The following is a 21773-nucleotide window of genomic DNA, read 5'->3' on the forward strand; positions in this document are numbered from 1 at the left end:
TCGAATGTCTGTATTTCTTACTTTTTTATTCTAAAATATTAATCTTTTTTTAAAATCAGCGACTTGTTGAATCTGAAAACTTATGGTTAACTATGGTTATTGACTCTATGAAAGGAACAACATTTTATGGCTGAATTAATTTATAAACAACTGATTAGTAAACTTAAAAAAAGAATCGCTGCGAATGAATTTCCTGACATGAAACTCCCTGATGAACGTAGTTTAAGTGAAACTTATGCTATTAGTCGCAGTTCAGTAAAACGTGCTTTAAGTCATATGGCCGGTGACGGTATTATTTTTAAAAAACGTGGTTCTGGCACCTTTATCAACCCTCTTTATTTAAAAAATAAAACGGTCTTCAATTATGAGGGGTCTAACTTGGGTGTCACAGATGGCTTTGAAATGAACGGTAAAAGTCCAAAAGTTAAGGTGTTAAGCTTCGAAGTCATTGCGCCATCAGAAGACTTACAACGGAACCTTTTCTTAGATACCGATGATTTTGTCTACAAAATTGTCCGACTTCGTTTATTCGAAAAAATCCCTTTTATGATTGAAACAGGTTATATTCCAATTAAAATTGTGCCTAATTTATCTCGAGCAATAGTTAAAGGCTCAATTTTTAACTATTTAGAAGACGCTCAGAATCAAGCCGTCACTAAATCCTCCCTTTCAATTTATGCTGAACCATCTACAGAAAATGATCAAGAACTACTTCATTTAAAACCAACCGAACCTGTCAGCATTATGGATGGTATTTTTTTCTTAGATGATGGTACGCCATTTGAATATTCAAGCATGAGATTCCATTATAAATTTTCTAAATTCAATACTTTTATGTCCGTTAAATAGCTGATTTGACGGCTTTTTATTTACTTTTTAAAAAAATTGGTACGTTCCAATGAATTAAATGATTGACTTCTGTTTTAGGTTTGTTATTATGGACATATAGAAAGCGCTATTAGTTTAGCAAATAAAATCTTAGGGAGTGTATTATATGACAGAAACTGATTTTTCATCTAAATCGTATTTAGATAAAGTTGACGCTTGGTGGCGTGCAGCAAACTACCTTTCAGTTGGCCAACTTTATTTAAAACAAAATCCATTATTACAAACTGAAGTCGTACCTGAAGACCTCAAAGTTAACCCTATTGGTCATTGGGGAACAATCTCAGGCCAAAACTTTATTTACGCTCATTTAAACCGTGCAATTAACAAATACAACTTAAACATGTTCTATATTGAAGGACCTGGTCATGGTGGCCAAGTTATGGTTTCTAACGCTTACCTTGATGGTAGTTATACAGAAATCTATCCTACAATTACTGAAGACTTAACTGGTATGCAAAGATTGTTCAAACAATTTTCATTCCCAGGTGGTGTCGCTTCTCATGCTGCTCCTGAAACACCAGGATCAATCCATGAAGGTGGCGAATTAGGTTATTCATTATCTCATGCTGCTGGTGCTATTCTTGATAACCCTGACGTCATTGCTGCTACAGTAATTGGTGATGGTGAATCAGAAACTGGCCCATTAGCAACAAGTTGGTTCTCAAATGTCTTCATTAACCCAGTTAATGATGGTGCTGTCTTACCAATCCTTGATATGAATGGTTTCAAAATCTCAAATCCTACAATTTTATCACGTAAATCTGATGAAGATTTAACAAAATACTTTGAAGGTATGGGTTGGGATCCAATTTTCGTTGAAGGAACTGATCCTGAGATCATCCATCCTGAAATGGCTAAAAAAATGGATCTTGCTATCGAAAAAATTAAAGCAATCCAAACTGAAGCTCGCAAACACCCAGCTGAAGAAGCAACAATGCCTAAATGGCCTGTTATGATTGTTCGTACACCAAAAGGCTGGACTGGTCCAGAAGTTTGGAATAACGAACCAATCGAAGCTTCATTCCGTGCTCACCAAGTGCCAATTCCTGTAGACCAACGTCACATGGAACATATTGACGCACTTGTTAAATGGATGAAATCATACCGTCCAGAAGAATTATTTACAAAAGATGGTCAATTAATTCCTGAATTAAAAGCAATGGCACCTAAAGGCAACCAACGTATGGCAATGAACCCTATTACTAACGGTGGGATTAATCCTCAAAAATTAGTTATGCCTGACTGGAAGAAAAATGCTGTTGATACATCAACTCCAGGTGCTGTTACAGCACAAGATATGATTGTTTTCGGTGACTTCGCTCGTGATATTATCGAAGAAAACCCTAAAAACTTCCGTATCTTCGGACCTGATGAAACAAAATCAAACCGTTTGAATGCTGTCTTTGAAGCTACTAACCGTCAATGGTTAGAACCAATCAAAGAAGGTAACGATGAATGGCAAAGTCCTGTAGGCCGTGTTCTTGATTCTCAATTATCAGAACATCAAGCTGAAGGTTGGATGGAAGGTTATGTCTTAACTGGACGTCACGGTTTCTTCGCTAGTTACGAATCATTCTTACGCGTTGTTGATTCAATGTTAACACAACATTTCAAGTGGTTACGTAAAGCCAAAGAACAATCATGGCGTAAACATTACCCATCATTGAATGTTATCGCAACATCAACTGTATTCCAACAAGATCATAATGGTTATACTCATCAAGATCCAGGTATGCTTGGTCATTTAGCTGATAAGAAACCTGAATTTATCCGTGAATATACACCTGCTGATGCTAATAGTTTATTGGCTGTTATGAATACAACACTTCAAAGTGAAGAAATGATTAACTTGGTTGTTTCAAGTAAACATCCTCGTCCTCAATTCTATTCAGCTGATGAAGCTCAAGAACTTGTTGAAAATGGATTAAAAGTTATTGATTGGGCAAGTACTGCTAAAGGCGACGATGTTGATATTGTTATCGCTGCTGCTGGTACAGAACCTAACTTGGAATCTTTAGCTGCTGTTGATCTTTTAAACGCAGCCTTCCCAGAATTGAAGATTCGTTTCATCAACGTTGTTGATATCTTGAAATTACGTCATCCTAAGATTGACCCTCGTGGTTTCTCTGATGAAGAATTTGATGGTTACTTTACAACTGATAAACCAGTCGTATTCGCATTCCATGGCTTTGAAGCTATGGTTCGTGACATCTTCTATGATCGTCACAACCATAACATCGCAATCCATGGTTACCGTGAAAACGGTGATATCACAACACCATTCGATATGCGTGTCTTGAACCAAATGGACCGTTTCAACCTTGCTAAAGATGCTGTCTTACAAGCTGGTCATTTAGGCGAAATGGGCGATGCATTTGTTAAAGAAATGGATGCTAAGATTGCAGAACATGAAGCATACATTCGCGAACATGGTGATGATCTTCCAGAAGTTAACAACTGGAAATGGACATCATTAAGATAATAAAAAATTAACGTAAAAGAGGTTCTTCGTCAACTGTTGTTGGTGAATGATATTATGAAGGTTCTAATCACTTAGTGATTAGGCCTTTTTTTGTATGAATCTTAAGGGTATAAAATATTCTGATGCGAAATCTATAAAAGTTTCTAAAACCAAAACTAACGCGTTTAATGACCTTTATTTTATTATTTGTGCCTTCTAAAGGACCGTTAGAATAATGATGATTAAAGGTATTTTTAATTTCAAAATGGTGAAGAAACAACGTTTCAATACTTTTAGTCATTTCTTCGGAACAACCTTCGGTGTTTTTAATTGCTGAATCATAGGACTTCCAATCTTTTAGGTGAAGGGCTGATCTAATTTGGTTCATGAGTTCATATGCCTTTTTCAATTCTGGATTTAAACTTAGTAAATGGTCAATGATATCAATTTCTGTTGTTAAGTATGGAAAGTAGGTCCATTTTTTAAAATTCTTGTAATCCAGATTTTCAGCCGGTTTTAATAGGAGCTTCCAGTAACGTTTTAGGGCCTTATAGTCTTGTGATGATGTTGGCAGTTCTTTCATAAGTTTGATTCTAGTTTTGGTGAATCCACGATTCACTGAATTGATAATATGAAATTTATCGATAATAACAATCGCATTAGGAAAGATTTCTTTGGCTAGTTTAGGATAGGTATAATTCATATCAGTCACAATAATCTTCACGTTTTTTCTAGCTGTAGCTGAATAACGATAAAAATAGCGTTGTATTTGGTAGAGTCGTCGACAAGATAAAAAATCGATTAATTCATGATTACTAGCATCCATAAATTCAAAACTCATGGCATCTGTAGCAGATTTAGTACTCTTGACTTCGTCAAGGAGTAGAACATTGGGTAAAAATTTATAATTAAGTTTAAAATCCCGTTCAGAGGCCATGAGAATACGACCTACAAAGGAATCAGAAGTCGAAATTTCATCAGCAATGTGAGTTAAAGAAACGGGTTCTGTCAATTTAGTTAAACAGAGTTTTCTAGAAGTATTGGAAATCGTACAGTTCTTAGGGACTGCACTAGTTTGAGCTAAAAAGTATGATTGACACTCGTTACATTTAAAATATCTGCGTTTGAGAGACAAAATAATATTTTTTCCTAATACTTTAGGATAACGAATGGTTGTTTGACGCCAACCATACTTAATTATCTGACCTTCGTGCTTAATACCGCAATTGGGACAAGCCTTCGGCTGGTAATCGAGAATACCGTTAAACCTGGTGACACCATCATTAGATGTCTCATAATCAATAATCATTAGATTATTGTCTTCTATTCCAAGCCAAAATTTAGTATGATTAGACATGCGGAGATTCCTTCTTTCTTATTAATTCATCTGTGGTGGTTGAACGATAATGGATTTGGATAAACCGTACCCAAAAGTCTTATGGCTTTTGGGTCTTTTTTTGTCATTATACAAAAAAACTGTTATTAGTAATAGAATTAATTTCTATTACCAACAACAGATATTGTAGACCCGTAAAAGACCAACTTTCGATTTTATAAAATCGAAAGTTGGTCTTTTTTTATTTTCCTATGCCTTTTCAGGTTCTTCAACAACAACAGTTGACGAAGAACCTGAAAGCCTTATCATATAAACGTTTGTTTACTTTGTGTTTATTTAATACCTATTCTTCTGTTAATTGACCATCTCGCATGAAGAAGGTTTGATCCGTATAAGCCAATACATCTTCATCATGTGACACCATGATAATCGTTTGTCCGGTTGCTTTAGTAATATCAGCCAACTGTTGAGCAACTTGCTTAGCTCTGGCACTATCCAGACTAGCCGTTGGTTCATCAGCAAAGATTAACTCTGGCTGACCAAACAAAGCTCTAGCAATTGCGACACGTTGTCTTTGTCCACCTGATAAACTACCAGGATATTGATTTCGTTGATCCCACACGCCTAATTCACGTAACATGGTTTCAGGATTTTTATTTTCTTTTTTAACATGCATTTTATTCACTAATTCAAATTGTTCTAAAACAGTTAAAAATGGCACTAAATTTGACCCCTGTAAAATAAAGCCAAATTCATTAAATCGTAAACTAGTTCGTTCCTTTTCACTTAATTTACCAATTTCTCGATCTTTGAAATAAATATCGCCTTCACTTGGCCCTTGTAAACTGCCCATAATGGTTAGCAACGTCGTTTTCCCTGATCCAGATGGTCCTGTTAAGCCAATAAACATTCCTGGTTCAACAACCAAATCAATATTTTTAAGCGCTAACTTAGCACTATCACCTTTGCCAAATGTTTTAGAAACGTTAGATAATCGCATTAAACTCATTTAGACACCTCCAATTGCATCAAGTGGATCAACACGTAAGATTTTAAAAATTGAAAATAGTGAGCCCAGAATAATCATCATTAATAAAACAACTGAGAACCCAATAACTAAGAAGGCATTATTTAAAAACGGTACGGCAGCAGGCAAGGATAACGCCGTGACCACATCTGCAATAATTCCCAATCCAATTCCAGCTAAACCTAACAACGATGATTCCCAGATAAGGCTCTTGACTAAGGTGCTACTTGAAATTCCTTGAGCACGCAAGACGCCGTAAACTGCTGTTTTTTCAATCGTTAAAATGTACATAAAGATGCCGACAATAAACGCAATAATAACGAATAATGCCCCAATCATTAACGTAAAGGTCTTTACTTCAGGACCATATCCAGGAATGTTATTGATTAATTTTTTCATCGTTAATGTCGCAAATTGTTTATCTTTTTTGATTTTGGCCGAATTTTTCAAAACAACGGCACTTATTTTTTTAGACGTATCGTTCGATCCATAACGCAACATCTGATAATCCGTTAAGCGTAAGTAAACGACTGGTGCTGTTGTATATTTATTCCCAGTCGTTATCCCAACCACTTTATAGACTTGATCTACGTTATTAATCTTTATTTTCTGTCCTAATTTAGTTGCTTCTAACCCATTATCAACAACCACTTCATTAGCCTTTTGTGGCATTCTTCCTTGAACTAATTTGGGCTTCAAAAATTGGTTAAATTGAATACCAAATACACTAATGTCAGCTTTTTTTTCATTGCTTCGACTAGCAACACCCATCATTTGTCCTAAATAGGCACAATCAGCACTTGCGCCTGAAATTTTAGGAAGTGTATCCATTTGTATCTCAGAAGATGCTAAATTATCATTCGCATACTGGTCGATAACCACACTATCTGCGTGCCAATTATCAATCGACGAACGGTTATTATTCGCAAGTCCAAAAGCTAATCCCGTTAAGAAAAAAATCAGATAGGATACTAGAAAAATAGTGAAAATGATAAGTCCGTATCGAAACTTGTTATGTTTAATCTCTTTAATAGCTAAATACATCTAACATTCCTCCTTTTTTACTATGAAATACCTCTTTAATTTTAAGAAAAGAGCATGATTCCCAACAAAACTAGGAATCATGCTCTTACAAATAATTAACTTATTTATAGTCGCGTGCTGCGATAGCTTTAACACTCATTGTTTCTTTAACAGCTTGTTTAATGATTTTAGCAACATCTGAATCACTAAATGCATTAGGATTTACGCCAGCAAATTTAATTGAATCACGTGCTGCCTGAATACGAGATGCTGAGATTTTCTTACCATTGCCATCCACAAACTCTGATGAACTTGTTGTGTATTCGTTTGAACCTGAATACGATTTTGCAGCAGCCTGTTCTTCTGATGTCAATGTAGCTGATGAACTCGTTTTTGCACTAGAAGCAGGATTACTGTACCCTTTTGCACTAGAAGAATCACTACTACTGTCGCTACTATTACGACTACTTTGTGACGTTACCAAACTTTCTGAACTACTTGTTGGATAACCAATAGTTACTAATTGTTTATCATTATTTTGTTGTAAGGCTGTTGCCTTTTTCTTTAAATCTGAGTAATAACTTTTATCGATATTACTATCTTTTAAAATTTCAGCTAATTTTGTGTTTGATTCTGTATAACTATATTGCGCATTTAAGTTCATTGCAGCATTATAATCTTTTGTAAATGATGCCCGTTTTTTAATCACTGTTGTTAATTCTTTATTTAAATTTGTTGCTCGCTTCTTAATCACAACTGATGCGTCATGGTCTGCTAAAACGACGCTAATTGAATCCTGTGCCTTAGCATACTGACGGGCTTCGACTTTATCGAGCGCCGTCCTATAATGCATCACTTGTAATTTATAAGCTTGTGCTGTTGCATCATTTGACTTTTTTTGTAGTGCAACGTCAAAAGAATTTTCAGCTTTAGTATATTCTGCATTCTTAATGGCAGTTTTACCTTTTTTCATTGCTATATTATAATTTTTTGCAGCTTCTGCATGCTTCGTTAAACCGTAGCCACCGAACATCCCTACGATAACGATTACAACTAGTCCCCATACCCATTTCTTCATCTTAACCACACCTCTTAATATCATATTTAACTTACGGTTATTATATCATGGAATGCCCTTCAACCACTAATCAGAAATAAGAATTCAGTCTCATAGAGAAACTGAATTCTTATTTTTTTAATTTATATTTATAAGATGAGTGATAATAACATTATTGCGCAAAGTCCGAGTACAACGGATAGACCCATTGATCTCGTTCGATAAGCTATCGCAAATACAATTACGGCAGCTATTAATTTTGTTACGTTATCTACACCCACAAATTGGAATTTTGAATTAATAAAAAGGTCTTTAAAAACTAATGCCGAAAATAAAGCAACAGGTACATATTTCATCCATTCATTAAACCATTCTGGAATTTCTCGAGATGAAAAAACTCGTAATGGAATAAATCGAGGTAAATAAGCAACAATTGCAGATAAAACAATTAATAAAAGATGCTCCATTGATGTCATTTCCATAATTATTTTTCCTCAGAAACTTTAGATTTTCTATTTATTGTGTGTCGACTTGCTCTAGGCTTAATCGTATTCAGCAACTTATTACGTTTACCTTTTCTGACGATTTCATGTTCTATAATGAATCCAATAAAAGAGGCTAATAATGTTGCAACAACTAATCCCATTGTACTTTGGAATAGGGCCATAAAGACAATGGCTAATATACCTGATAGGATACTAATAATAATCGTTAAGTAATTTTTAAGTTGCATGACAATCATATAAATAAATAATGACGTTAATGCAAATTCAACGATACTTAAATCAATTTTTAATCCAGCACCAATTAAACTACCGACAACATTACTCATTGCCCAAAATAGTAATGAATAATGTTCAACCATTAAGGCATCTTTTGGTTTCCATTCTTTATCTGTTGCAAACTTCAAATAATTAACTGCGTAATTTTCATCGTTCATTGATGCCGCAAATATGTATAAGAATTTACGACTAGTCCCTCGAATATATTGCGATAAACTAGCGCCTAATAACGCGTAACGCAATTCAAGGAAAAATAACATTGTCACAATTGAAAGGATTGGTGAGTGAATTGTCAGCATTGATGCAATCAAAAACTGTGCACCACCTGAAAAAACAAGCACGGAAACTAATCCTGCTAGTATCGTATTGAAGCCTGCTGCATGTAATAAAATCCCACATGCGAGTCCAATTGGAATATAACTCAGGCAAAGTGGCATCACAATTTTGAAAACTGTCAGCCAGCGTTTTTCCTTTTCTTTCACGATAGTCCTCCAATAACATAAAATGGTTTTGCGCTATAAATTATAGCATACATCTATTTTTTAATACTCTTTATTTAATAAATCTAATCAAAAAGTTATCCAATAATGCGCTATTTGCTAAAAATATGTCTGGTTCGACGATACGACCCGTTAAGATTACCATAAAATTTGTATCTATAAATACCCTACCCACAACTAGTTATCTAAAAAAGAGGTTAGCGTTAAATAAGCACGCTAGCCTCTAGTCCTACTTAATTAATTCTAATCCTGCATAATTAATAACAACTTTTTGTTTCAATTCTTCAGCTGTTTCATTCTTAAGAAATTCTTTATCGAATTTAATAATAGCCGAATTTTTTAATTGTTTTTCAACGACGCCAGTAAAGAACTCATTATTTGTTTCGAAGCTAACTCGTGTATCCACTGTGAACGGGGTACCTTTTTCGTTAACTTCAATATTCTTTTCATCAAAATGACTTAACATAATTTGACCTCCTATTGGTTTAAACATTAATATTTACAGTATAACGCTTTTCCACTATTATTACGACTATTAGCATTATCTAAACCCAACTTATATTTTGACTTTATGACTTAACATCATGGCCGGAATCAAAATGACGATAACAAGTGCTGTCGACCACATGAAGCCATACTGATACGTATGCGCTAATTGGGCAATATTAGAAACATGATGGTTTGTGTTATACGCTGTCACAGCTGTGGCTAAGACGGCTGTCGCAAATCCAGATCCAATTTGTTGGAATAGATTTGAACTAAGTGATGCTGCAGCTGAATCTGATTTATCTAACCCAACATAAGCATCTGCCTGAGTAGCCGATTTGATTGCTGAGCCACCGATACCTCGAATGAACATGACTAACGCAATTAATACATAAGGACTCGATGCATCAAAGTACATGAACGGAATTGTTCCAACTAATGTCACAGCTACACCAATGATTGTGACCCAACGCGCACCTAATGAATCAATTAAATTACCAATGGCTGTTCGTGAAACTAACATGCCAATTGATTGTGGAATCAGTGATACTGCAGCAATGATGGTACTTTCACCACGAATATCTTGGAAGAAAAGAGGTAAGAGTAACATAGGCCCTGATGTAACAAATCCTGATAAGAAGATACCTAACATTGAACCCGAAAAGTTACGATGTTTGAATAAATGTAGTGGCATAACCGCCTTTTCTTTATTCATTCGTGCATAACCTATATAAATGAACGCAAGCATCATTCCAACACCAACATAAGCTAATGTGGTGGCATTATTAAACGTCCCTTTCGTACTGGCCTGCACCACACCGTACACAATTGTCGTGGAGATTGCGATAAGCAAGGCGACACCGACATAATCAAATGGCATGGTCTTATTCTTTGGTGCAACTTGTGGCACTTTAAACGTGAGTAATATTGCAGCAACGATAACAACTGGCACATTGACGAAGAAAATCCAGCGCCATGATAGATATTGAACTAACAAACCACCAATAATCGGACCAACCATTGGACCCAGTGTCATTGGAAGACCAATAATGGCCATCATACGACCCATTCTGTTACCACCGACTGAATCAACTAATAACGTAAACATGACTGGCATAAGTAAGCCACCAGCGAAACCTTGAATCAAACGGAAAATAATTAATGACTCGATATTCCAAGAAATACCTGATAATAATGAAGCAACTCCAAAAGCAATTTCTGCCCAAAGATAAACAGTCTTACCTGAGAAACGCATCACTAACCAACTTGAAAATGGTACAGCAGCACCCATAGCCAGAATGAAGCCGGTAACAGTCCATTGAACAAGTGCTAAACTGGCGTGAAAATCGATACTTAATTGGTTAACTGCAATATTAACCATTGTGGAATCTAGCATTGGCGCCATGATACCAAGCACCATAATCCATGACATAATAACCAATTCACGTGGAATTGGATCAAGCTTTGTATTTTTAGTTTTCATATAAAAATCTCCTAATAGTTATTTTAGATACACTGTGTATCTTTCTACGAAAATAACTATAACCTTAATTGTTATAAAATGCAAACTTTAATTACATCGTGTATCTATTTTAAGTTCATTCTGTATTTATGTTATACTTAATTCACCTAAAATGAAGGGACTTGAAGACTATGATTGATAACGAAAGAGCAACTCGTATGACGAAAAAAGAATTGACCCAGGCTATTTTCCAATCGGCTATTACTATTTTGAATGAATCAGGTTATGAAAATGTAACTTTTTCAAATGTGGCGCGACTTGCCAAAACAGGACGTCCTGTTCTCTATCGACGTTGGAAAACACCCTTTGATTTGCTTTTAGATGCCGTTACTTACTTCTCTGAAGATGAAGTGACTGACTATTCATCTATTGATTTTTCTGGTGAGACACTTCGTGATAATTTAATTTCGGTACTTAGTCATTTCGATGCATCCCCTCAGTTCATGCGTGCCTTCTTATTTGAACTAGGCCGAGACACCCCCTCTGTTCAAAAATATTCAACTCAAATGCGTCAACAAAATTTATATTTAATGGAACAATTACTATCGCAAGCTCAATTAAATGGCGAAATTCAGCACACTGTCACTGATGATATTAAGCTCTTACCTTTTAATTTATTGCAATACCAAGCCATGATGACGCCCAATGATATGACTACCCAATTTGTGACCGATTTTGCAGTCCGGATTGTTGATCACATCGTTTTACCTGCTATTTTGGCACAGCAAAAAGAATAATAACCAAAAAAAATAAGGCCACACAGAAATTAATTCTGCGTGACCTTATTTTTGTAGCACTTATTTTTCTAAATCTTGTAATTTTTGATTATCATCTAATTGTGATTTACCAGCAAGTCCAATATTTTGGAGAACTTGCATTGCAATCCATAGTAGAACTAATGAAACGACAGCGAAGATTACAAGAACAAAGACACTCGTTCCAATTTGACCACTACCCATTCCAGATGTTAATGATTCACGGAATCCTAAGGTAGAATACGTCATTGGTAAGAAAGGATGAATAGCGTTAAAGAATTTATTCGTCACTTCCATTGGGAATGTACCACCAGCACCACCAAGTTGTAACATCAGAAGAACCATAGCCACGAATCGACCAGGGTTATCGAATGCCATAGCAAGTGCCATAACAAGGTACATCGACGTTAATGAGAAGACTGTTGCAATTAAGTATGTTTCAGCAATACTGTTTGCTTGTAATCCGAAGATAAGCATACCAGTAACTTCAATAACCGCCATACCAATGGCAACAACTGTTCCGATAGCAACTTTACTCCAGAACCATGCAGTTGCTGATTGACCTTCTGTTGAAATCTTACGAATTGGGAAAGCAAAGTTAAAGACGATTGCCCCAACATATAACGCAAGTGAAAGAACATATGGTGCTAAAGCATGTCCGTAATTAGGGACATAACTATAGTTCTTATGTTTCAAGTCTGAAGGTGCAGCAAACATTGAAGCTGTTTTATTAGTTGCTTTAATGCCGTTTACAGTATCTGAACCTGTTTTAAGCGCAGTAGCTAACGTTTTTGAACCCTTTTTAAGTGATTTAGAACCATTACCCAATTTATCTGAGTTATCATCTAGCTTTTGAGTACCATCAGCCAATTGGCTAACACCTGAAACAAGTGTTGGCACTTGATCATTCAAGCTAACTAACCCATTTGACAATGTATCTGATCCAGTCGCTAATTGACCAACGCCTGATGTCAATGCTGGTACTGAACCGTTCAACGTTGTTAATCCTGTACTTAATTGACCTGAGCCTGATACTAGTGCACCACTATTTGCTGCTAATTGTGATGAGCCATTTGCTAATTGACTTACTCCTGATGTCAAGGTTGGTACTGAACCATTTAATGTTGATAGGCCTGTACTTAATTGACCTGAGCCTGATACTAGTGCACTGTTGTTTCCAGCTAATTGTTTAGAACCAACATTAGCAGTTGAAACTCCAGCTGTGTATTTTTGGACACTTGGAATCAATCCAGGTGTCTTGCTTGTTCCATTTAATCCAGTTTTGATTTGGCTTAACCCATCATTCAATAATTCTGTTGCTTGGATGGCACCCATAGTAGATTGTGTATTTCCTTGTTGTGTTAATCCAGTTTCAACAGTTGTCAAACCAGCGACTAACTGAGTAATCGCATCACTTGAGAGATTCAGGAGTTCCCCTCCGGCTGCTAACTTAGCAACGCCATCTTTTAATTTTTGTAACTTAGGTTTTAATTCTTTAACAACTACTAATTGCGTTTGAATATCTGTCAATTTATCACCATTGTCAGTCAATGGTGTTGTCATATCAGATAAGTCTGTTTTAATCGTTGCAACGTTGCTTCCTGATGCTGTTAAACTTTCGCCTGCAGTTTTAAGATTGCCTCCTAATCCAGTTACGGAATCAGCAATACTCTTAGCCAAGGTTTGGTTTGATGCTGCTAAAGTTTTAAATTCAGCTGATTGTAAGAAACTAGCCAATGCAGCCATGTTACCTTGTGCTCCTTTAAGTTGTGCAGCAACGCTAGAAGCGTTAGTTGTACTATAAAGACTATTATTTAAAGCACTCAATTGTGAACCAGCATCCGTTGCTTTAGCCCCAACTAGTTTTGTATTAGCCCCAATTTGAGTCAAGTCTGCTGTTAATTTGTCAGCATCAATATCAGGTGTATCTGCACCATTTAATTCAGAATTTAATTTTGTTATTCCATCATCTAATGCTGTAAGACCCTCTGTTAATTTTTCTTCACCAGTTGTATTATCCGAACCAACAGTAGTTAGGTTCTTTAAGTCCTCATTAATTTTAGTAGCAGATTCTTTTAGACTTGCGGTCAATGCTTGATTACCAGCTTGAACTTGTGCAACACCAGTTCCCAACTCACTTGTTCCCGCGTTCAATTTTTTAGAATTTGAACTTAATTCTCCCAAACCGTCACTCAATGAAGAAACACCATTCGTGTACGTTTTAACACCACTTGCCAATGTTGTTGAACCATCATTTAACTTCGTAACACCTGATGCTAGTGCACCAGTGCTTCCATTCAATGTTTGTAATCCGGTATTAACAGTGCCAACACCATTCGTGTACGTTTTAACGCCACTTGCCAATGTTGTTGAACCATCATCTAACTTCGTAACGCCTGATGCTAATTCGCCTGTACTTCCATTAAGTTTCGATAATCCAGCACTTAATGAACCCGCACCTGTTGTTAATTTTTGAACGCCATTTTTTAATGGCACAACACTCGTTGATAATGTTTGAACACCATCGTTAACAGTACCAACACCAGTAATATAGCTATTTAACCCATCATTCAATGTTACCGTACCATCAGATAATGTTTTTGAACCAGTTGCAGCTGTCTTAAAGCCTTTACCGATTGTTTTAACTTGATCAAAAATAGCCGTTGCGTATGATTTCGTAACTGATTCTCGAATTTGACTATTTAGTTGTTTTGCTGCTGCTTCACTAATAACTTCACCAATGTAGTTACGTGATGCATTGGTATCGTAAGTGATTTGCATTTTCTTAGGATTTGTATCCAACAATGTTGCAGCGTTAGAAGAGAAGTTTTCAGGCAACGTAATAGTTGTATAGTACTTGTTGTCTTTCATCCCCTGTTTAGCTTGTTTTTCGGAAACAAATGTCCACTTCAATTGGTGGTTACTCTTCAACTCTTTCACAAGTTGGTCCCCAACATCCAAGGTTTCACCGTTATATTTAACGGATTTATCGTTGTTCACAACCGCTACTGGTAGCTCACTTGTTTTACCATATGGATCCCAAACTGATTTCAAGAAAAAAACAGCATATAGAATGGGAATGAGCATAATAACGATTGTTGAAAGAAGAATAAGTTTATTCTTTCCAACAAATTTAAATTCATTTTTGATCATTTTCATTGAAATTGGTGCCCCCTTAGTTAATTATCTTTACTTATGTAAACTTTTATCGATACGTTATAATATACATCAAATGTCCACGAAGGACAAATTTTTTTTACTTTTTATTTTCTTTTTAATGTTTCTTTAATTTCGTGTCACTAACTTAACCTAGATAGACAAAAAAATCATCTTAAAATACAGATGATTTTTATTGGTTTAAAATAGATTTTTGAAGAAGTTAGCAGTTGCTCGCCACATAATAACGAAAACATTCGCTTTTTCAATTGCTTTTTCGTTTGTTCCAACAACAGAAAGTGATTTTGCGCCATCAACATAAGTTAATGCACTATCTTTACCCGTTAATTTAAGCGTACCAATATTACTGTTAGCCTTAATTGGTGCTTCTAATCCTGTCTTTTTAACTAATTTTTCATTTTTTGAAACTTTAGCTGAAATAACATTCTTAACTGTTTCGCCTTTTTTTAACCAAACTTTTTGGTCAGATTTAAGCGTTACTTTTGTTGTTAATTTTTTACCATGGAATACAGGTAAACTATCGGCATTTTTAAATGTCGTACCAGCTTTGATTGTTTTAACATTAAACACATCAAAAACATATGACATAATTTTTTGTGTATCTTTAAAACGACTCACATCTGTCTGACTTTTATGCGATGATCCTAAAACCACCGTAATAATTCGATGTCCGTCTTTTTTGACAGTCCCTGTGAAACATTCACCCGCTTTATCTGATGTCCCTGTCTTCAAGCCATCAACAGGTAATTCAGTATAAGCCTTAGCTAAACCAGGTAACATCCAGTTCCAATTTTCCATTAAAGTTTGGTCAGATGTGCCTTTATCGAAATATTTACGTTTAATACTGGTTGTTTTCAAGACTTCTGGGTATTTTTTAAGTAAATTTTTAGCGATGATTCCCATATCTTTAGCTGTCAATGCATTTTCATCTGACTTAGCTGAACCAGGGTAACGATCATTTTTACTAATATCACTATTTGTTAGTCCAGATACATTATAAAGTTTTGCGTCTGTAATACCCCATGACTTAACTTTTGCGCGCATTAACGTAACGAAATCTGCTTGTGTTCCAGAAACTTGATGAGCCAATGCCATAATAGCACCATTAGCTGAATAAATTAAACTGGCATCATACAATTCTTTAACTGTATATGTCTTCGTTTTACTCAATGGCACATTTGACAATGAGGTATCCTGACTGATTTTATAAGAATCATTATCAATTTTAACTTTTTGATCCCAAGTTAACTTACCACTTTTAATTTGGTCCAAAATAATATCAATCGAAACTAATTTCGACATCGATGCAATCGGTAAGACCGCATCAGCATTCTTTTCATAAATAACCTGACCCGTATCTGCATCAATTGCTAAAGCGGCTTTTGCCGTTAAGTTAATCGCAGTTGAACTTGTTGTTGCTGCTGATACTTGTTTAACATCGTGAAGTCCAATTGCTGTGACCCCAGTAAATAATGCTGCACCTGAAATAAGGCCAATTACGAATTTCTTTGTCTGTTTTAAAAATGTCATTTTCCTTTACCCTCTAACTTCTCTTAGTCCTTTAAGAATACCTAATAATACCTATTCTTGCAACTGTTCTTCTTGCTTTCTAATCAGCTTTTTGTCCTTATTAAGTGGTAAATGAATCACAAAACTAGTCAGATCATCATTTGAAATAACATAAATATACCCGCCATGAAGTGTCACAATACTTTGAGCAATAGCGAGTCCTAAGCCCGTACCTCCTGTTTTTTGGGAACGCGATTCTTCTACTCGATAAAAGCGATCAAACAACTGGTTAAGTGATTGTTCAGGAATTTTTGGGCCATCATTAGACACTTTTACGATAACTTCCTGACCAATTTTTTCCGCATCTAAATAAATATGTTTCCCACCAGAACCATATTTTAAGGCATTAGAAATTAAATTATTGAACACACGACCTAATTTGTCAGTATCAGCTTCCATCATTAATGGATTAGGGGTCGTGTCGCTAGTAATAACCATCCCTTTATTTTTGGCTTCAAACTCAAAACTAGCCGCTAACTGCGCTAACATTTGATTCATATCGAAGTCAATCGCATTAATCGGCGTCGATGTTTGACGGACTTTTGTATATTCAAATAGATCTTCCACCAAAACTTTCATTTGTTTTGATTTTACAAATGCCGTATGTGTGTAAGATAGCAAATCCTCTTGTGAATTATATTGATTATCTTCTATTAAACCTAAGTAACCAATAATTGACGTTAATGGGGTTCGAATATCATGACTAACATTAGTAATCAGCTCATCTTTCGAATTCTCAATTCGACGTTCCTCTTCCATCGATTCAATCGTACTTTGAACCAACGCATTAATACTTGAGACCACCCGTGCCATATCCCCTTGTAATTTAAATGAGATTTGATGATCATAATGACCATCCGCAATATAATGTAATTCTGAAATAACATGTCGTAACTGCATTTGTCGATAACGTCGAATTAATCGCCAATAAAGAACAACAACATCCACAATAACCATGAACGCAATAAAAACGTTGCCCCAACTCCAGATATTGAAATCATTGGGTCCAAATGTTAATGCTGTCTTTATTTGGAATATCCCATTTCTAAGTCCTGGATTAGAAGCAATCGTTTGATTTAATAAGATAAAAATTGATAAATTCAGTAAAACTAATAAAATAATCGTGATGAATCCTTCACCGATTAATTCACTTTTTTCTCTACCGGTTAATTTCAAAGATATCCCCTCACTAATGCATTTCTATCTTGTACCCAACGCCCCAAACGGTTTTGATAATATCATCACCATTTGTCGCTGCTTCTATTTTATCACGCAAATGACTAACATGAACCATGACTGTTTTTGCTGAAATAATTGATTCTTGTTGCCATACTTGCTCAAAAATATCATCAGCAGAATAAACATGATTTGGATGTGAGGCTAATAAATATAAAATTCCGAATTCTAAGGCAGTTAATTGGATATCATTTCCCTCAACCGTTTGAACTTCATGAGAATCTTTTTTTATAATTAATGGTCCAATTTCAAGTGCAACATCAGGAACTGGATTTGAATTCTGACTACGACGGAGCAATGATTTTACACGAGCCATAATTTCTAGTGGATTAAATGGCTTAACAACGTAATCATCAGCCCCCGTAATCAATCCCCGAATCTTATCCATATCTTCTGTTTTGGCAGAAACCATCAGAATTGGTATCTCAGAAGTTTTACGAACTTCTTTAATAACATCCATTCCGTTCATTTTAGGCATCATCACGTCTAGAATCATTACGCCTATTTCTGGCATTTCTTGTAATTTTTCAATCGCTTCAAGACCATTTTGAGCAGTGACAGCTTCATAACCTTCATTTTTTAAATAAATAGAGATTAAATCAACAATTTCTTTTTCATCATCTACAACTAAAATTTTCATTGGATGTCTCCTGACTTTTCTTAATTATAATTACATTGTATCAAATATCCCCCACGATAACTTTAAAGAATTGCTTAAGACTACTATTTGTAGCAACAAAAAAAGCTTCCATTATAAAAATGAAAGCTCTCTTCTTTAAAGAAATTAACCACGTGCTAATAAGTAGTTGAACAAACCACCCATTGTTTTGTCTGATAATTCAATTTCTTTACCAGCTTCAGTTACTTTAGTAATTACATAATAATCTTCAAATTCGGGTACCTCTAATTGCATCATCGCAACGAAAGCGGCAGCCGTTTTGTAAGTTGCTTGTAAATCTTCCCCATGAACATAATCAATGACTAACATTATTTATCCCCTTTTCTTTAGACTAATTCTGTCTTTTTAATAGCATCAACCGTTTTTGTTCCGGCTAATTGCATGTCAATTGTTAATTCTTTAGCTAAATGTTCAAAGACTGATTGAACCCCTTGTGCACCACCCAAATGAAGACCATAAACCATTGGGCGACCAATTGCTACGACATCTGCGCCACTAGCAAGTGCTTTGAAAATATGTGAGCCACGACGAATTCCACTATCAAAGACGATTGGTACACGTTTGTTAACTTTTTTAGCGATTGATTCAAGAACATCAAATGCTGCTGGTCCACCATCTAATTGACGACCACCATGATTAGAAACCCAGATACCTTTGGCACCGGCTTCAATAATAGCATCAACATCTAATGGTGATTGAACCCCTTTTACAAAGACAGGTAAGTCGGTGTAATCAGAGATTGTTTTGATATCAGCTAAACTTAACGTTTGTTTAGCGTTCGCATAAATTGCAGCAATTCCTTGTCCTTCACCTTCACCATATTCAGCTAGGTTAGCCATAGGAATAGGGAATGTGAAATTATTAATACTATCAGCTTCACGATTACCACCCAATGTTGAATCAGCTGTTAAAATAATTGCTTTCATCCCAACTTTTTTAGCTTGATCTAATAAGAAACGGTTAAATTTTTCATCTTTACTCATGTATAGTTGGAAGAATTGAGGACCACCCGTTCCACCAGCGCAAGTTTCTGCAATTGTTTTGTTAGAATATGTGCTGAGTGACATAATTGAACCAACTGCAGCTAACCCTTTAGCAGTATCAATTTCACCCTGTTCATGAGCCAATCCTTGTGCTGCGATTGGTGCTGCAATCATTGGTATTTTTAAATCAATACCCATAAATGTCGTTGATAAATCTGGATTATCAATATTTTGCAATACACGGGGTGCGATGTGTTTATGATCGAATGCAACTGTATTTTCACGTAACGTCCATTCATCTTCAGCTCCACCAGCGATATAACCAAAAGCACCTTTTTCCATGCCCTCTTCTACTAATTTTTCTAATGATTGTACATTTGTAATTTCAATTGAATGCTCTTCTTGACTTGCTTGATATGCCATAATATTTTATCCCCTTTATTTAATAACCAAAGTATAGCTTCTTATTATAAATATATCCAGAAATAACACTTATTTCTAGATAAAATAATTAACACACCTAATTGCCCTATTTTAAAAGAATCGGCACTATTTCATCTGTTGGAAATAGCCCGATACGATTACCACTCACACTGTTTATCCAACTGTCATCCATTACTAAAATGCCAGTTGCAATTCTTTCCGCCAAATGTTATAAAGTTATTGTTCTATAAGAATAATTATATGGAGGAGATTAAGGTGTTAGTTAAGAAATTAGGGTTATTCATTATGTTATGTTCTTCACTTTTGGTTACTGTTGGATGTGGGAACCAAGCACCAAAAAGTCAGCACGAAAGTTCCAAAAGTACTCAAAAAGCCAGCTCTGAAAGTGCTCAAAAAGCTAGTTCTGAAAGTGCTCAAAAGGCTAGTTCCGAAAGTGCTCAAAAAGCTAGTTCTGAAAGTGCTCAAAAAGCCAGTTCCGAAAGCACCAAAAAGGCGACTAACCTCATCGATTCATCATTAATAGGAACTTGGTATGGCTATAACTCATACAAATCTAAAATTGATACTATTAAAATTACTGGTAATAAAATCACCACAAATGGCGACATTACTGAATTACATCCTACCAGTGAACGAACTGCTGCTGACAAAGCACTCTTGGCAGGTTCTAGTACAGCTGGAAATAGTAAAGCGGACACCTATAGAATGCATCACTGGGGCTCATTTATATCAATGCGAGATTCTGATGGCCGAAAATGGCTTGACGTCAGAGGCTGGTATCAATCCGCGGGTGATGGTACTTACTACGGCGTTAAAACAAGACTTATTAATGGGCACAATACCCCAGTATTAACATTAGCAGGTGGTGCTGGTATCTGGGCGAGTCAACATTTTTATCCAACTATGGCAGACGCTAAAAAAATGACCGATACTAAATTTAACGACGAACATACACAAGATTAAACGATTCAATAAAAAAACAGGTTCGATTTCGGTATAGAAATCGAACCTGTTTTTTTCTGTCCTTTATTAATTAATAACCTAGCTTAAACTTCTTGAGCCGTTGGTCGCACAATAATATCAGAAATAGTCACATGTTTAGGTTGATCAACAATGTATGCCACTGCATTTGCAATGTCTTCTGCATCAAGAACATTCATTCGTAGTTCTTCAGGGCTTGTCCCTGCGAACATCTTTTCCATTTCTTTTTGCATTTCGGGATTATCCAAGGTTGCACTCAATTCAGTGCCAACTGCACCAGGTGACACAATTGATGACCGAATGCCATGCAATCTTTCTTCTTGTCTTAACCCTTCCATGATGGCTCTAACCGCAAATTTAGTGCCATTGTAAACGGCTGATTCTGGATAAACGACATGTCCTGCAACTGAATCAGTGGCGATAATTAACCCATCATTTTGTTTTTGCATAATAGGTAGGACGGCACCAATCCCATGTAATACACCCATCACGTTAATTTGTAATTCTTTTTCCCAGTTTTCAAACTTAGCCTCAGAAAGTTTTTCTCGTGGCATAATACCCGCATTATTATATAAAACATCAATTCGGCCATATTTAGCTATCGCAAAATCAATTAATGCTTGAACACTTTTTTTATCAGCGACATCTGTGACTTGATAGCTTGCTTGATCCCCAATTTCTTGAGCTAATTCTTTTAATCGATTTTCTCTACGTGCACCTAAAATAACTTTAGCACCTTTGCCAGCTAATTTTTTAGCTGTTGCTGCGCCAATTCCTGAAGAAGCTCCTATAATAACGATAATTTTATTTTCAATAGCCATTTATAATTTCCCCTTTATTTTGAATTATAATTAATACTTATATATT

At 35.6% G+C, this 21773-nt stretch carries 19 protein-coding genes; 4 read left to right on the forward strand and 15 right to left on the reverse strand.

Annotation, left to right across the window (positions count from 1 at the left end; all coding sequences use genetic code 11):
- The first annotated feature begins 126 nt into the window (after positions 1-126).
- On the forward strand, positions 127-849 hold the full coding sequence (locus ACVPPR_RS09075) for a GntR family transcriptional regulator (protein ID WP_462297906.1): 723 nt from the start codon (positions 127-129) through the stop codon (positions 847-849).
- A 145-nt stretch (positions 850-994) separates the two neighbouring features.
- The gene (locus tag ACVPPR_RS09080; RefSeq protein WP_462304229.1) at positions 995-3370 is read left to right on the forward strand and encodes a phosphoketolase family protein; all 2376 of its coding nucleotides are present in this window, start codon (positions 995-997) and stop codon (positions 3368-3370) included.
- 67 nt (positions 3371-3437) lie between these two features.
- Here ACVPPR_RS09080 and ACVPPR_RS09085 read toward each other — a convergent pair whose 3' ends face one another.
- From ACVPPR_RS09085 to ACVPPR_RS09120, 8 genes are all read right to left on the reverse strand, one after another.
- Positions 3438-4706 (reverse strand): ISL3 family transposase, encoded by a 1269-nt coding sequence (locus tag ACVPPR_RS09085; protein ID WP_462304230.1) that lies wholly within the window; start codon positions 4704-4706, stop codon positions 3438-3440.
- A gap of 322 nt (positions 4707-5028) precedes the next feature.
- Complete coding sequence (locus ACVPPR_RS09090) at positions 5029-5694, reverse strand: ABC transporter ATP-binding protein (protein WP_462304231.1); 666 nt, start codon at positions 5692-5694, stop codon at positions 5029-5031.
- Positions 5695-6756, reverse strand: a complete 1062-nt coding sequence (locus tag ACVPPR_RS09095) for an ABC transporter permease family protein (RefSeq protein ID WP_462304232.1) — start codon at positions 6754-6756, stop codon at positions 5695-5697.
- Between the two features lie 100 nt (positions 6757-6856).
- Positions 6857-7813 (reverse strand): hypothetical protein, encoded by a 957-nt coding sequence (locus ACVPPR_RS09100; protein ID WP_462304233.1) that lies wholly within the window; start codon positions 7811-7813, stop codon positions 6857-6859.
- A 128-nt stretch (positions 7814-7941) separates the two neighbouring features.
- Entirely contained in the window at positions 7942-8274 is a 333-nt protein-coding gene (locus ACVPPR_RS09105) for an AzlD domain-containing protein (protein ID WP_462298545.1), read from the reverse strand.
- A gap of 2 nt (positions 8275-8276) precedes the next feature.
- Positions 8277-9056 carry an AzlC family ABC transporter permease gene (locus tag ACVPPR_RS09110; protein WP_462304234.1) on the reverse strand — a complete coding sequence of 260 codons (780 nt, stop codon included), beginning with the start codon at positions 9054-9056 and terminating at the stop codon, positions 8277-8279.
- A gap of 247 nt (positions 9057-9303) precedes the next feature.
- On the reverse strand, positions 9304-9540 hold the full coding sequence (locus tag ACVPPR_RS09115) for a hypothetical protein (protein ID WP_462298543.1): 237 nt from the start codon (positions 9538-9540) through the stop codon (positions 9304-9306).
- A gap of 90 nt (positions 9541-9630) precedes the next feature.
- On the reverse strand, positions 9631-11043 hold the full coding sequence (locus ACVPPR_RS09120; protein ID WP_462304235.1) for an MDR family MFS transporter: 1413 nt from the start codon (positions 11041-11043) through the stop codon (positions 9631-9633).
- 170 nt (positions 11044-11213) lie between these two features.
- Between ACVPPR_RS09120 and ACVPPR_RS09125 the strand changes: the two genes are divergently transcribed.
- Positions 11214-11819 (forward strand): TetR/AcrR family transcriptional regulator, encoded by a 606-nt coding sequence (locus tag ACVPPR_RS09125; protein ID WP_462304236.1) that lies wholly within the window; start codon positions 11214-11216, stop codon positions 11817-11819.
- Between the two features lie 60 nt (positions 11820-11879).
- On the opposite strand, the gene ACVPPR_RS09130 is transcribed toward ACVPPR_RS09125, so the two are convergent.
- The 6 genes from ACVPPR_RS09130 to ACVPPR_RS09155 all read right to left on the reverse strand — a co-directional run bounded on the left by ACVPPR_RS09130 (position 11880) and on the right by ACVPPR_RS09155 (position 19904).
- Complete coding sequence (locus ACVPPR_RS09130) at positions 11880-14996, reverse strand: YhgE/Pip family protein (RefSeq protein WP_462304237.1); 3117 nt, start codon at positions 14994-14996, stop codon at positions 11880-11882.
- Positions 14997-15194: 198 nt separating this feature from the next.
- The gene (locus tag ACVPPR_RS09135) at positions 15195-16544 is read right to left on the reverse strand and encodes a serine hydrolase (protein ID WP_462304238.1); all 1350 of its coding nucleotides are present in this window, start codon (positions 16542-16544) and stop codon (positions 15195-15197) included.
- Positions 16545-16595: 51 nt separating this feature from the next.
- Positions 16596-17759: a sensor histidine kinase gene (locus ACVPPR_RS09140; RefSeq protein ID WP_462298538.1), complete on the reverse strand. Its 1164-nt coding sequence runs from the start codon at positions 17757-17759 to the stop codon at positions 16596-16598.
- Positions 17760-17772: 13 nt separating this feature from the next.
- Positions 17773-18459: a response regulator transcription factor gene (locus ACVPPR_RS09145; RefSeq protein ID WP_462298537.1), complete on the reverse strand. Its 687-nt coding sequence runs from the start codon at positions 18457-18459 to the stop codon at positions 17773-17775.
- Positions 18460-18603: 144 nt separating this feature from the next.
- Positions 18604-18807 (reverse strand): hypothetical protein, encoded by a 204-nt coding sequence (locus ACVPPR_RS09150; protein WP_462298536.1) that lies wholly within the window; start codon positions 18805-18807, stop codon positions 18604-18606.
- Positions 18808-18824: 17 nt separating this feature from the next.
- Positions 18825-19904, reverse strand: coding sequence for a lactate oxidase (locus ACVPPR_RS09155; RefSeq protein WP_462298535.1), 1080 nt, complete (start codon positions 19902-19904; stop codon positions 18825-18827).
- A gap of 276 nt (positions 19905-20180) precedes the next feature.
- On the opposite strand from ACVPPR_RS09155, the gene ACVPPR_RS09160 reads away from it, so the two are divergent.
- Positions 20181-20888 (forward strand): hypothetical protein, encoded by a 708-nt coding sequence (locus tag ACVPPR_RS09160; protein ID WP_462304239.1) that lies wholly within the window; start codon positions 20181-20183, stop codon positions 20886-20888.
- An 83-nt stretch (positions 20889-20971) separates the two neighbouring features.
- Here ACVPPR_RS09160 and ACVPPR_RS09165 read toward each other — a convergent pair whose 3' ends face one another.
- Complete coding sequence (locus tag ACVPPR_RS09165) at positions 20972-21727, reverse strand: SDR family oxidoreductase (RefSeq protein WP_462304240.1); 756 nt, start codon at positions 21725-21727, stop codon at positions 20972-20974.
- Positions 21728-21773 lie beyond the last annotated feature (46 nt).

The organism is Dellaglioa sp. L3N, from assembly GCF_054941095.1.